Origin of the sequence: Pseudomonas sp. 2995-3, from assembly GCF_002742565.1 — a bacterium.
Lineage (GTDB): Bacteria > Pseudomonadota > Gammaproteobacteria > Pseudomonadales > Pseudomonadaceae > Aquipseudomonas > Aquipseudomonas edaphica.
This window is the reverse complement of sequence record NZ_LJSB01000054.1, coordinates 113,778-127,096: the sequence shown is the minus strand read 5'-3', so window position 1 is coordinate 127,096 and position 13,319 is coordinate 113,778. Positions and strand designations below refer to the sequence as shown.

General features: G+C 51.6%; 8 protein-coding genes and 5 pseudogenes. 7 read left to right on the top strand and 6 right to left on the bottom strand.

The features are described 5' to 3' along the window. Positions 1 to 66: 66 nt before the first annotated feature. Together AOA62_RS02390 and AOA62_RS02385 are read right to left on the bottom strand one after the other, a co-directional pair. Positions 67 to 1,464, bottom strand: a complete 1,398-nt coding sequence (locus tag AOA62_RS02390) for an aspartate aminotransferase family protein (RefSeq protein WP_099547722.1) — start codon at positions 1,462 to 1,464, stop codon at positions 67 to 69. A gap of 183 nt (positions 1,465 to 1,647) precedes the next feature. Then, the gene (locus AOA62_RS02385) at positions 1,648 to 2,433 is read right to left on the bottom strand and encodes an SDR family NAD(P)-dependent oxidoreductase (RefSeq protein ID WP_099547721.1); all 786 of its coding nucleotides are present in this window, start codon (positions 2,431 to 2,433) and stop codon (positions 1,648 to 1,650) included. 95 nt (positions 2,434 to 2,528) lie between these two features. Here AOA62_RS02385 and AOA62_RS02380 point away from each other — a divergent pair, with 95 nt between their 5' ends. Together AOA62_RS02380 and mrdA are read left to right on the top strand one after the other, a co-directional pair. Next, positions 2,529 to 3,434 (top strand): LysR family transcriptional regulator, encoded by a 906-nt coding sequence (locus AOA62_RS02380; protein ID WP_099547720.1) that lies wholly within the window; start codon positions 2,529 to 2,531, stop codon positions 3,432 to 3,434. Between the two features lie 463 nt (positions 3,435 to 3,897). Continuing rightward, positions 3,898 to 5,836 (top strand): annotated as a pseudogene (gene mrdA / locus AOA62_RS02375) (penicillin-binding protein 2). Positions 5,837 to 5,896: 60 nt separating this feature from the next. On the opposite strand, the gene AOA62_RS02370 reads toward mrdA, so the two are convergent. The 4 genes from AOA62_RS02370 to AOA62_RS02355 form a co-directional block, all read right to left on the bottom strand. Further along, positions 5,897 to 6,571 (bottom strand): RraA family protein, encoded by a 675-nt coding sequence (locus AOA62_RS02370; protein WP_099547719.1) that lies wholly within the window; start codon positions 6,569 to 6,571, stop codon positions 5,897 to 5,899. Positions 6,572 to 6,758: 187 nt separating this feature from the next. Continuing rightward, positions 6,759 to 7,532 (bottom strand): IclR family transcriptional regulator, encoded by a 774-nt coding sequence (locus tag AOA62_RS02365; RefSeq protein ID WP_099547718.1) that lies wholly within the window; start codon positions 7,530 to 7,532, stop codon positions 6,759 to 6,761. A gap of 62 nt (positions 7,533 to 7,594) precedes the next feature. After that, entirely contained in the window at positions 7,595 to 8,590 is a 996-nt protein-coding gene (locus AOA62_RS02360; protein WP_017136627.1) for an amidohydrolase family protein, read from the bottom strand. A 39-nt stretch (positions 8,591 to 8,629) separates the two neighbouring features. Next, positions 8,630 to 9,931 (bottom strand): MFS transporter, encoded by a 1,302-nt coding sequence (locus AOA62_RS02355; protein ID WP_017136628.1) that lies wholly within the window; start codon positions 9,929 to 9,931, stop codon positions 8,630 to 8,632. A gap of 168 nt (positions 9,932 to 10,099) precedes the next feature. On the opposite strand from AOA62_RS02355, the pseudogene AOA62_RS32415 reads away from it, so the two are divergent. The 5 genes and pseudogenes from AOA62_RS32415 to AOA62_RS02335 form a co-directional block, all read left to right on the top strand. Further along, positions 10,100 to 10,262 (top strand): annotated as a pseudogene (locus tag AOA62_RS32415) (serine--tRNA ligase); the annotation flags it as partial. After that, positions 10,245 to 10,535, top strand: a pseudogene (locus AOA62_RS02350) (hypothetical protein); the annotation flags it as partial. The pseudogenes AOA62_RS32415 and AOA62_RS02350, both read left to right, overlap by 18 nt. A 112-nt stretch (positions 10,536 to 10,647) precedes the next feature. Continuing rightward, positions 10,648 to 11,832, top strand: coding sequence for an MFS transporter (locus tag AOA62_RS02345; protein ID WP_032865561.1), 1,185 nt, complete (start codon positions 10,648 to 10,650; stop codon positions 11,830 to 11,832). Between the two features lie 64 nt (positions 11,833 to 11,896). Beyond that, positions 11,897 to 11,980: pseudogene (locus tag AOA62_RS32410) on the top strand (transcriptional regulator); the annotation flags it as partial. A gap of 326 nt (positions 11,981 to 12,306) precedes the next feature. Beyond that, positions 12,307 to 12,855, top strand: a pseudogene (locus AOA62_RS02335) (RraA family protein); the annotation flags it as partial. Positions 12,856 to 13,319: the final 464 nt, after the last annotated feature.

The following is a 13,319-nucleotide window of genomic DNA, read 5'->3' as shown; positions in this document are numbered from 1 at the left end:
CCTCTTAGCGCTCATTCAAGCGACTGGCAGTATTTAAGAACAATGGCGTTTTCAGACGTGCCGTTATCAAGCGATAACCCGCGCGCCAGGCAGGGCAAGCAGCGTGGTCAGGGCGTTATCCAACTCAGCGATCAGCCTGTCGATATCCGCGTCACGTGTCTGCGGGCAGCACAGGGTCATGTTGTGAAAAGGCGTGATCAGAATTCCGCGATTGATCAGATAGAGATGCAGCGCCATTTGAAGGCTGTCGTGAAAAGCCGCCTCGGCTTGCGCACCGGTTCTTGGCGGTGTGGCACAGAATTGAAATTCACAACGCGCGCCCAACTCTGTTACCGACCAGTTCAGTTGGTGCCGCTTGAACAACGCTCGAAATCCCTGGGCCAGCCTTGAGGCCAGCGCCAGCATGTGCTCGTAGGCAGACTCGGTCATGACCTCTTCTAGACTGACGCGCATGCAACGCATCGCCAGTGCGTTGGCGGACAGCGTCGTTCCCATGCCACTGTGGCCATGCCCGCCGCTCTCTTCGCTGATGGTCTTCTGGACGTCGCGCATGGCCGAGGCGACTGGCTCGCTAACGCCAAACACCGCGCAAGGCACGCCACCTGCAATGGGTTTACCCACCACGAAAAAGTCGGGTTTCAAATCCCACTGGCGCGTGCATCCACCGAGGCCGGTGGAAATAGTGTGCGTCTCATCAATGACCAACAGGCTGCCATATTTAAGGGTCAGCTCTCGACACGTTTGCATGAACCCCGGATCCGGCAGGACCATGCCAATGTTCGTCATCGCCGGCTCGCACATCAGCGCGCACACATCGCCCTGGGCTAACGCCGCCTCCAGTGCGGCGACATCGTTGAAGGGGATGGAGCGACTGTATTGGCTCAAGTCGTAGGCTTGGCCCACAAGACCTGAACGGTGCACTGTTTTGCCGTCGCGATAGCGCACCATGACGTCATCCACGGTACCGTGATAGCAGCCGTCGAACACCAGCAAGACGTTGCGTTTGGTAATCGCGCGCGCCCAGCGCAACACATAACGGTTGGCGTCCGTCGCAGTGGCGGTCACCTGCCAGTAAGGCAGCCCGAATCGCTCAGCCAGCAACTCGCCGCAGACCACCGCATCTTCGCCAGGCAGCATCGTGGTCAAGCCATTATTCGCCTGCTCGGCTATTGCGCGAGCAACAGGATCAGGTGAATGACCAAACATCGTGCCGGTGTCGCCCAGGCAAAAATCTATGTACTCATGACCGTCAACATCGGTGAAGCGCGCCCCTTTGGCACGCTGGACGAAGAGTGGCGAAGGCATGGACCAATCGCTCATCCAATGCATGGGCACACCGTTGAACAGATTCGCCTTGGCGCGTTTGGCAAGCCCTATTGACGTTGGGTTGTTTTCTATAAAACGAGCACGCTCGGAGGCGGTAAAAGCAGCAATCGCTGATTCACTAATTCCACTTTTCGACATGATCAACACCCTATGTTAATTACAAAAGTCAGTTAAAAATCCGTGCCGCTCAGAGAGGAACTATCCAACACCGCATTGATGCTTGTCGGCGCCTGACGGATGCATTAATACGGCACGGCGAACTTACCCATTATTCGAAACATCGCGCTTTTATAGCGCGCAGTGACAGCCCCATTCTTGACGTCAGGCGTGAGGGGATTTGTTCTCGACCAGACAATTCCCGCCATCCACCACCAGGACTTCACCGGTGATGTAACTGGCGTCAGGCGACGCCAGAAATGCAACCGCCGCCGCCACTTCGCGGGGGTTGCCCGAGCGCCCAATCGGGGTAAAACGCCCCGCCTCTGTTTCGGCCGGCGTGGTGGAGCAGGTGGTGATCCATCCCGGAGCCACGCTGTTTACGGTAATTCCCTGTTTGGCGACTTCAAGTGCGAGCCCCATGTTCATACCCACCATCGCGGCCTTGGCGGCGCTATAAGCGGCTTCACCAGGATTGCTGCAACGGGTGCCCGTGGTGGAACTGATATTGACAATGCGCCCATAACCTCTCGTCTTCATGCCAGGCAAAACAGCGCGGGTCAGAAGAAAAGCCGTAGTTAAATTTCTGGCCAGTGAAAGATTCCACTCATGCAGTTCCATTGCTGCCAATTCCGAGAAAACCTCAGGGCTTCCTTGCATGGCCATACCGGCGTTATTCACCAGAATATCGACCCGCCCCCAGACTGACTCTGCCCATAGGCCGAATTCACGCACCTGACTTTCATCAGTGAGGTCAGCGGGTCGGCCTTCAACATCTAACCCTTCAGCGCGCAGCTCTTGCACCCGATCCAGAATACGAGCGCTGCTCGCAGTAATGATCAACTTCACTCCGGATGCACCTAGCCTGCGAGCGATGGCCATTCCGATCCCGGCCTCACTTCCGGCACCGCTGACGAGTGCAACATGCCCTCTAAATTGCGTATCCAACATGGTGTGCCCACGTATTTAATTTGAAAGAGAGTAGAAACTAGGCGAATAAACCTGATACATAAAGACGATCATCATCAGAAAATTTGACAACACCTATGGCGTTTACCAGTGAGTCACTTAAAATTTTCCTCTCGGTCATCGACAGCGGATCCTTTTCGGCGGCGGCGCGAAAATTAGGCCGGGTGCCCTCGGCCATCAACATGGCGGTGTCGCAGCTTGAAGCCGAGCTGGATTTGTTGCTTTTTGACCGATCAACCCGCAAAGCCATTCCTACGCCAGCCGCCAAGGCACTCGAGCCCCAGGCACGACAGGTCGCCAGCCAACTGAATCTGCTGGACGCCCATGCGCTACAGCTTCATCAGGGGTTGGAAGATCGCTTGGTCCTTGCGATGGCGCCGGAGTTGCAAACAGGCATCTGGAATCGTCCGCTCTCCATTATCGCTAGTGAGTTTCCCACGCTGGAAATCGAGATTCGCTCCGCATCCCATCCAGAAGCGATGCGCATGCTCCATGAAGGTCGTGTGCAATTGGCACTTGGGTTCGAACGACCAGGGCTTGACGAGCGCGAGACATTTCTTGAGGCGGGGAGCCAGTTGTTAGTCGCGGTTGCTGCTCTGGATCACCCTGCGGCCGCCGGCAAAAAAAGCCCCTTGAGTGAGGAGCAACTGGTCAACGTCAGGCAGATCATCGTCGCGACCGGAGGACCTGCAGACTCTGATCCACGTGTTGTGCTGTCGCGGCGGATTTGGCACAGCGACAATTATCTGGCCACGCTGGACCTGGTGCAGCAAGGATTAGGCTGGGCATATCTTCCAAAATCGCTGGTACACCCTCTCATCATGTCAGGCGCCTTGACGGAGGTGGTGTTTGACTACATGCCGAGTCAGATGCGGCTATGGGTCGATATCATCTGGGTAAAAAACCGGCCCCTGGGACTGGGCGCACTTCGTTACCTGAGCCTGATACGCGAAATTGCAGAGGGCGAGCCTCGCCGTGTTTGACTGGTAAAAATCTTTGGCCCGTTTGTCGATAGCAATTCGCTGGATCGCATTTTCAATAGGTAGGTTATCTACCTCAGGCAGCACTGATCGGAGAAACAACCAATGAATTGGTTGCGGTTCGATTATAAATCGTGACCACTAGCTTCATTTTTAGCAGGCCATGATGCGAGGACACTTGGCCTATGCGGAGATGAAGGGCGGCGGAAGGCAGTTGACCAGATTAATCGCCAATGGAGCTGAGCTCTCCGATCAGTACCACGAGCCCACCACGCGCGCGTAGGCGATGATACTTAGTCGAAAATGTGGTCCGACGGTTGATCACCTCGGCGTTCTCAGCTTCAGCCTCTATGTATTGTAGACAAGCATCACAGCCTATGAGCATAAAGACCTGGCTCAAGGCAGTCCACGCTCTGAAGGCGTTTTCCGTGTCAGGCAAAAAATTTAGAGGTTGTTACAACAGCTTATGCTAGATCCGATACGTTTGAAGGACTATGAAAACGAGAACAATCTGGTTAAGAAAAGATTGGTGTTTTGTAGCATGCTGGTTTTATTTCTCTCAATGATCTTAGTATGCAGGCTCTATTACTTGCAGGTTACTCAGCACAGCTACAACTCAACTGTGTCTTACAATAATCGTGTCCACGTACTACCTATTCCCCCAGAACGCGGCACAATCTATGATCGCAATGGTGTGGTTTTGGCGGGAAACCGATCTAGCTTCAACCTAACACTAACTCGCGAACGTGGCACTGACATTCCAAAATAACTGGATGTTCTTATACAGATATTGCATCTTCCCGCTGATAAGCGCATTGCTTTTAGTAAAGTTTTGAAGAGGGGGCGTCATGTGTATGGCCCCGTCACCCTGATGTACGGGCTCACTGAACAGCAAATCGCAATCATTGTTGTAAATCAGTTCTTACTTCCTGGTTTTGAGGTTGAAGCTCCGTTTGTCCGCGAGTATCCGTTTAAGGAACTTTTTGCGCACTCTCTGGATTATGTCGGGCGTATCAATCAGTTTGAATCGAAGCATCTTGATCAGACTGAATATAGTGGAACACAATCGATAGGCAAAACTGGTGTAGAGAACTTCTATGAGCAACAACTGCATGGTCATGTAGGTTATGAAGAGGCTGAAACTAACGCCCAGGGTCGGGTGATGCGAGTACTGCGGCGCACCGATCCAGTCGCTGGAAAAATATTACGTTAACACTCGATGTAAACCTGCAGAGAGCTGCGGAGCGAGCATTGAAAGGGCGACGAGGGGCTGTCGTTGCACTAGATCCAGAGACTGGTGAGGTTCTAGCGTTGGTAAGCGAGCCAAGTTTCGATCCAAATTTGTTTGAGACAGGTATCAGCTCAAAATAGTACAAAGAACTGCGAAATTCAATTGATCGCCCACTATTCAATCGTGTGTTGCGAGGATTATACGCGCCAGGGTCTACAATTAAGCCGCAAGTTGCGATTGCAGGCTTAGACGCAGGAATTATTAGCCTTGATAGTAAAATTTACGACCCGGGATATTACCAGCTCCCTAATTACGATCACAAATTCCTAAACTGGAACCCCGCCGGCGATGGTTGGGTAGATCTGAATTTAGCAATCGCCCGATCAAACGATGTGTATTTTTATGAGACGACCCATCGTCTAGGAATTGACCGCCTGCACGATTATCTTAGCAAGTTCGGAATCGGAGAAAAGAGATCGTTAGATATTTCAGAGGAGGCTGCGGGCCTCATGCCGTCCGAAAATTGGAAGCGGCTAACACGGCACAAATCTTGGTATCCAGGTGAGACATTGATTCTCGGTATAGGTCAAGGTTACATGCAGGTTACTCCATTACAGTTGGCGAGTGCTACATCTTTGATAGCAAGTAAAGGTATATGGCATCGTTCACGCCTTGCGCTAAATATCGGTGGCCAAGCACTTGTAGATGAACATCCAGTACCAAATTTAACCCTACACGATCCAAAACAGTGGGAAATTATCAATAAGGCTATGCAAGGGGTGCTTCACTCAGCTCGCGGAGTTGCCAGGAAGGTTGCAGTAGGTGCTCAGTACCGTATCGCGGGTAAAAGTGGGACAGCACAGGTTGTTGCTATTCGCCAGGGTGAACGATACAACCGGCTTAAACCTCGGAAAGAAATAGAGACAACGCCTTGTTCGTCGGCTTTGCTCCTGCAGAAAATCCGAAGATAGTGGTTGCAGTGATGATCGAGAATGGCGAGGCAGGAGGGCGTGTCGCTGGCCCAGTGGTGCGTGAGGTACTTGATGCTTGGTTGCTCGACACACAAGGTCATTTGAAGCAGGAGTATCTGACCTCTGATGTGAAAAAAAAGCTAATAATGGAGGTTGATGCTTCTTGTCTCGATTTTCGCGAGTTTTTGGGATTTTACCCCTGAGCTATACAGGATGTTAAATAAGCGCCCGTGGGCGCTTATTTAGCGGTGCGCAGAAATTGATTACTCGAACACACATCCTTTCACTCGCAGCGACTCCATAACCCAGTCACGTTTGTTTTTACTATGTTCGATATCCAGTAACTGTTGAACTTCTGCTGCATGTTTAGCGGATGCCCGTTTTAATATATCCTCAGCGTGGGTAATGGGTACGCACACAAATCCGTCGCTATCGCCCAATATTAAGTCGCCAGGTTCAATTACCATCCCGTTTATCGCAATAGGGACATTCACTTCGCCAGGGCCATCTTTATAAGGGCCGCGGTGAGTCACTCCGGCAGCAAATACAGGAAAGCTACCCGCGGCAATGCTTTCCGAATCACGGATGGCGCCATTGATCACGATACCCCCGAGCTTTCGTTTAATGGCATATGCAACCATCAACTCGCCAATCAAGGCGTTTGTTAAATCTCCTCCTGCATCGACAACAATGACATCTCCTGGTGATGCAATGTCTAACGCGTGGTGAAGCATCAAATTATCCCCAGGACGGCATTTTACCGTGATTGCTGGCCCAGCCATCACTCCCCCTGCATGCATCGGACGGAGATTTGATCCTCCAGAGGACATGCGATTCATTGAGTCGCTTACGTTTGCTACAGGCACTGTACGGAATGCGGAAACTAACGACGTTGTTACGCACTTAGACCGTTGACAGACACGGAAACCGTTCGACATATAAACTCCTTGGCTCATTGGTTCATTGGTTTAAATTGCGCGAAGCGTTTGCGGGACGAATTTCAACGTCGCCCGCACTAAAAGAAAGTTTTGCGAACTTGGAAGATGCAATACTGTTGCCAGTAGGCGTGCAACTCGTCATTGTCACGCCACTTGAGTAGAGAGTTTACCTGGGTGTATTTATTGTTTACATAGCGGGTTTCTCTATGAGGTGAGCGTTATTTTGCAGTGCGTCCTTTCCTCGAAAGAGTACGTAGTCATCAGGTAGCGCCTCTTGATGAAAACTAATACTCCCCCCAAGTTGTTCTGTTAGTAACCCAGCCTCCTCCTGTACGAGCGTTGCTAACCGAAGAGCCACCTCGTCTGTGTACCTGTAAATGGGTAGTGAAACTCCAACAGCACCTATAACACCCATGGTGAAGTCAAAAATTGGCGCCGCAACGGTAGCCAACTCCGGATCATTGTCAGCGTACGTGATGACAATCGCTGGACATCCGGCCTTGCAGTTTTCAGCATCCTCGTACCGGATTAGTACGCGTCCAAAAGCGCCCTTTGGCAGTGGAACACGATCACCTACACGAGTTTGCGCTCGAACACGATGTTGCGAGTCCACCCGAAACAAACAGACGCGGTGATCTTGATCTCTACGATAGAACGAGGCACTTTCACCGCTTTTGGTGCCAAGGCGCTGCAAGCAAGGCATAACGTAGTCTTCCAGTTTCAGTGATGCGCTGAATACCTTTGCCAGTTGCATTACGGCTCCCCCGAGACGGTAGCCGCCAGAGGGTAGGCGTTCAACATATCTAGACTCCTCCAGCGTGCCCAATAGCCGCAGGGCAGTCATTTTATTGAGCTCTGTACGACGAGCGATTTCACTTAGAGTGACTCCCTCGTCCTGAATGCGAAAAGCTTCAAGAATTCTTAATGCCCGGTGGACTGAACGTATGGTGGATTCGCTCATGGTGCGCTCTTTAAAGTGAGTTCATTGGTGCTTAAAGTCGCAAACACCCTAGCGTAATCATCTCACCAATTTTGTACCTTGCTGAAGACCCGTTGTGCATTCCCCCCCAAAATCATCGCCAGGTCTGCCTCGCTCAAGCTTTCGATTCCCCTAACGAGCTCGAGGGTGTCGTCAAACGGTCGTCCGGTGTGGCTGTTGCAGCACTTGGCTGTTCCGAACATCTCGCTGGAAAATAGCACTCGGTCTGCACCTACTCGACGGATGAGCATTTCCATTGAATCTTGGTCATAGATGGCCATGTCAAAATACAACTTGCGAATCTGCTCCTCGAAGGGAGGGGCGCCCCAGCCTTGATTGAGAGCACGATGCCTGCTGTATTGATAGGGCACAGAACCACCGCCATGAGGGATGATCAACTTAAGCGTTGGGAAATCTTCGAATACTCTAGATCGGCATAGCTCCACGACCGCAGCCGTGTCCATGTTGACATAATGACAACCGTTTACGTCCAAAGCTGGGTTGAGGGTTGAACTGGCGTGAACCATACCTGGGACGTCAAGCTCCACCATCTTCTCCCAAAGGGGATACCACCACTCACTCCCTAATCCAGGAGTGAAAGGCTCGACACTGCCGGATACATCCGGATTGATGTTGCAACCTACGAAACCTAGTTCTTTAACGCAACGCTCAAGCTCTTCCAGGCAATTGACAGGGCTGATACCCGGCGTTTGAGGGAGCTGGCAGACGGGGGAAAAGTGCTGCGGGAACAGGTTGCAAACACGACCAATCAAGTCGTTATTGACTTCCGTCCAGTAACGACTGACGAGTTCATTGCCGAAATCATGGCCCATCCCGGAAGCGCGTGGGGAGAACATTAGCCGATCAATGCCTCGTTCTTGCATTTGGCGAATATTACCGGTGAGTGACTCTCTGATCTGATCATCGCTAATGACCAACAAGCCCTTTGTTGGACGATTGAGGCGCGTAATCTGCTGACCACGATAGGCATCAAGCTCTGGTGGGGCCTTTGTGTAGTGGGCATGGATATCTATGATCATACTGGCCTCGACTGGCTGCAGTTGTTAATTACATTGGGGTTAGTGCGCACTGGTTTCGTCGGTCGCGGCTCTAGGGTTGATAATTGCTGCGCTCTGATCTGCAGCACTCATGTCGACCCCCGTTGCATTGGGCAGCATGATCGCTGCGAGAAAGCCAATCCCGTAAGAAGTGATTGCACAGATGCCCATTGCGGTACCCAACGGTATTGACGTGGAAAGGAGTCCCACCGCGGCGGGTACGATAGAGCCGATACCACGCCCGAAACTGGTACAAAATCCAGCGCCACTTGCACGTATTGCGGTGGGATAGAGTTCCGCGAACGAGGGAGTAAGGCCTGAGGCTAGGGCCGCTTGGCAAAGGCCTAACGCGAACCCCATTACCAGCGTCAGGCTAGGGTTAATAGCGGCGAACAAATACACCGCTACGTTCACGGTTTGCAATGCTAGGAAAACCATGAAAGTTCGACCGCGACCAATGCGATCACTCAGAATTCCGTAGACGACGGGGCCAACTAAAGAACCAAAAATGTTTACCGCCAAATAGCCTGCAGTTGATGTGATTGGGAGACCAAGAACCATACGTAAATAAGTTGGTAGCCAAGTTATGAGGACATAAGCGCCACCAAGTATTCCGCTGGCTAGCAACGTTCCTATTATCGTGACTCGTAGGTGTGGGCCGCGAAATATTGCTCTGAAGTCTGAGCGTTTGTTCGTTTTTTTTGCCAGCTCCTGGTTAGCATTGAAAACGTCAGACTCAACGACGAGTCTGCGGATAAACCATACAAACAAAGCCGGTAACACACCGATCGCGAAGAACAAGCGCCAAGCAATATGCTCGGGGGCGAATGCGAAGATTAAAGGCATGGCCAAAGTGGACATTGCGTAGCCTAGGGCGTAACCGCTCTGCACTGAAGCAGCAACGCGACCGCGTAACCTTGGGGCAATGGTTTCGCTGATAAGCACGGCACCCACAGCAGCCTCACCGCCGTAACCGATACCCTGAAGCGCACGAGCAATAAAGAACTCCCAAAACTCTGAGCACGCACCTGCCATGAGAGTCGCAGCAGCTACCCACACAATAGTTATCTGCATCATCCGCACGCGACCGTAACGGTCGGCAAGTAATCCTGCTCCCCAGCCGCCTATAGCGCTGCCGACCAACGCAACGGAGCCCAGAATGCCGGCTTCACCTTTGGTGATGCCTAACACGGTGATGAGTACCGGCATCACTAAAGCAAAGATCGTTGAGTCCATCGAATCGAGTGCGAGGCCACCAAAGCATGCCCAGTAGGTGCGCTTCTCCTTCCGGCCAAGCTCGGAATACCAGCCGAATTTCCGCATTGCCATCTCCAGTTCTTATGATTGTAACGCTGTACGATACGCTGTATCTACAGGGGTTACGCATAATAACTTCAACTGGGGGTTGGAAAACAAGCGATCGGTTGAAAAATTTAGAGCCATTCGTCGAAGCTGCTAACCGAGCGCTGCCGTTGGTAGGGCAAGACCGGTTCCCGTGGTTTCAGCCTGGACGTGTCCCGCGCATCGCATCACTGGAAGAGCGCAGAACACGGTGCAGACCCGCATGGAGCAATTGCAGGGAGAGCGTAATGCCCGTTCAAAATCTATCGGGCAGGCAAAGGCTAAAGGTGAAGACGATTTTCCATTGTTCGCGGCAGGCATTTCACATCGCTGCCCTTACAAAGATGGCCCGGGTGAGATCAACGTACCGATTGCAATCGATGGTATGGTGATCGAGCCAGGTGATCTGATTATTGGCGATGATGACGGTCTGCTGTGCGTGCCATTTGATCAAGTCGCTGAGGTATATGATCGCGCAGCTGCAAAACATGCTGCCGAGAACAAGCAGATGGAGCAAATCGCTCAAGGCACCAATGACCGTTCTTGGGTGTTGGAATCGCTGAAGAAAGAAGGTTGCTTGCTGCCGAAATGGCCCGTTGAAACGGATGGGTCGGGTAAGCGCAGCTACTTGATTAAGCAGGAGCAATTACTTGCCTGACCCGACCACGAAGACGCAACATAGTAAGTGGCCCTCATCTGTGAGGGCGTTGGCACATCGTAATTTTCAGATTTATTTTGCAGGACAAGCCGTTTCCACTCTGGGGAAGTGGGTTCAACAAGTCGCTTTGTCTTGGTTGACCTACCACTTGACAGGGTCGACGGTGTTACTCGGCACCATTACCTTTCTTACATTGGCGCCACAGCTTCTGATTGGCCCTTTGGCGGGCGCCTGGACGGATAGACACGACAAGCGACGCCTGTTAATTATCGTTCAGAGTGTCCTCGCTCTGCAGTCCGTGGCACTTGCGATCCTCGCCTATGCGCAGTTGATGAGCGCCTTGACCATTGCTCTGATGGCCTTACTACTTGGATTGCTTAATGCCGTGGAAACCCCGCTTCGTCAGGCGTTGATCGGAAGCTTCGTTCCGGATCCTGCAGACCTACCCAACGCACTCGTTCTTAACGCAATGCTAATTAATGCAGCTCGCTTTGTTGGCCCCCCTTTGGCCGGTCTCTTGATTGCTTTAGCAGGTGAAGCGGGCTGTTTTCTACTGACCGCTCTAGCGTTTCTGTGCCTGTTGGTAGGGCTAATGAAAGTGCGCGCCACTCCGAGCCCTAAAGCCGGTGGCACAACAGGTGAAGTGTTCCGCGAAGGGTTGCGTTATCTCTGGACAACGCTTGAAGTCCGTCGCTTGATGGTCAGCGTTGCAATTATCAATCTCCTCGCGTCATGTTACACCGCGTTGCTGCCCGTCCTCGCTAAGACAGTTTATGAGGGGGATGCTCGAACGCTTGGGTGGCTGTGGGGCGCAGCAGGTGCCGGCGCCTTCTTGGCAACTTTGGTTCTAGCTGTAAGTGGTTCAGCATCGAGTTTGCAGCGTTTTATATTGGCTGGAGCTGTGTTGTGCGCCTTTGGTTTGCTTGGGCTGGCCATACCTACCCATCTACTGCTGGCATTAAGTTGTTTAGCGGTGCTTGGGTTTGGGATCACCATCACTAATGTGAGCAGTAATATGCAGCTACAAAGTGGAGCTCCAAGCGCGCTTCGCGGACGAGTTATAGCGTTCTACATCGCGTTGCGCTTCGGCTTTGAGGCTATTGGTGGACTGTTCGCGGGACTGATTGCTGCTCAGTTGGGGGCGCCTGTGACGCTTGGGATAGCTGGTGGCCTGTTGCTAGTAATCATTGCTGCTCGTGAAATCGCCAATCGTGGAGCGTCGTAACTTCAGTAGATCATTTACTTTTAAATAGAGGTTTTGTCCTGAATCATGAGCCTAGCAGCCCAGAGTGCTAGAAGCCCTCACAGGCAACGCTGGCATCAAGAAAGGTATCGAATTCGAAACTAAACTACGCGCTTTGCTTGCTGAGTACGATTTATGGCCTACCTAATGTAATCACCTGATGCCTGCCACTCCGGTCGTCGCGCTTCAACGGTCGACGCCAAATTTGCCATGCTCGATAAACCATGTCGGATAAAACCGTCATGCCAAAATCGTTTGCAAGCAACCTGTTCTAATCCATCATTGATGGTTTGACTTTGATCTTATGCTCAGAAGCCCAGCACCAGCGTAACCGACCGGGCAACACACCTTCCTGACACCGTCGCTTGAGGCGATGGTGTCCACCAAAATACGCGGATACCATCGCCCTTAATGCTGGAGTTCGGAAGGTGAGTTCGCCGGACGCTTACCGTCGACCTACGTCCGTTGCATAGTGGACGAGTGATGAGCGGAATAGCTCTTACGGTGAAATGCCGGCCAGGTGACAACCTGATGCTCCACTATGCTTTGGACATCGCCGAGCCTGGTGATGTAATCGTAGTCGACGGCGGCGGTGATCTAACCAATGCCCTAACAGGTGAGTTGATGATCTCCTATGCCGTTAAAAAAGGCTTGGAAGGTTTTGTGATCAACGGCGCGATACGAGACTCCGCCTATATTCGAAACGGTGACTTCCCGGTTTTCGCAGCAGGCGTCACCCATCGAGGCCTTTACAAAGATGGCCCTGGAGAGGTGAACGTTCCTATATCAATTAACGGAATGGTTATTCATCCAGGGGACCTTGTGGTTGGAGATGACGATGGATTCCTAGCCATTCCTTACGAGGATGCTGAATCGATATTGGAAAAGGCAAGCGCAAAACACGCTACGGAAACTCAACAGCTTCGCGATATTGCTATTGAAAATAATAGTCGTGCATGGGTGATAAAGTCACTCCAAACCAAAGGATGTATTTTCGACAACTGATCCAGATTCTCTAACTATAAACTTACCTGATCTAAAAAATAATGTAATGAAGGCGCCCTATGGCGCCTTCGCAAGAATTTATGCCAGGGTGAAGTTTAGCCATTTTCTATGCGTAACGCTTAAAAAGCAGCGCTAGGTGATCCAGGGGCCGACAGTTCCATCCCCTCTAATAAAAAAAGACAAAACATGAATAGAAAGCCTTTCAAGACTCCAGGTATTGCTTTTTGTCTAAAGCGATAAGCATGAGTGGCATATTTTTGCTCAATCTCGGAGTTTTCTCTTGGTTCCTCATCTTTCACCCGAAAGACCTTACAGACGATCTCATTAATGAACTTGGTTGTCGAAGCAGCAATCCACGCAGGGTTTGGGATCGTTTCAAAGCGCAGGAAAGTAGATCAATTCCACCGTCGACTCACTAACTCCACCTTTCGACATGATCATTACCTCTTGTCAAATATCGGCAT

Excerpts from the sequence above, each read along its gene's own strand:
- AOA62_RS02380 (WP_099547720.1), top strand. The coding sequence starts at position 2,529 with ATGGCGTTTACCAGTGAGTCACTTAAAATTTTCCTCTCGGTCATCGAC.
- AOA62_RS02370 (WP_099547719.1), bottom strand. The coding sequence starts at position 6,571 with ATGTCGAACGGTTTCCGTGTCTGTCAACGGTCTAAGTGCGTAACAACG.
- AOA62_RS02355 (WP_017136628.1), bottom strand. The coding sequence starts at position 9,931 with ATGCGGAAATTCGGCTGGTATTCCGAGCTTGGCCGGAAGGAGAAGCGC.
- AOA62_RS02385 (WP_099547721.1), bottom strand. The coding sequence starts at position 2,433 with ATGTTGGATACGCAATTTAGAGGGCATGTTGCACTCGTCAGCGGTGCC.
- AOA62_RS02390 (WP_099547722.1), bottom strand. The coding sequence starts at position 1,464 with ATGTCGAAAAGTGGAATTAGTGAATCAGCGATTGCTGCTTTTACCGCC.
- AOA62_RS02365 (WP_099547718.1), bottom strand. The coding sequence starts at position 7,532 with ATGAGCGAATCCACCATACGTTCAGTCCACCGGGCATTAAGAATTCTT.
- AOA62_RS02360 (WP_017136627.1), bottom strand. The coding sequence starts at position 8,590 with ATGATCATAGATATCCATGCCCACTACACAAAGGCCCCACCAGAGCTT.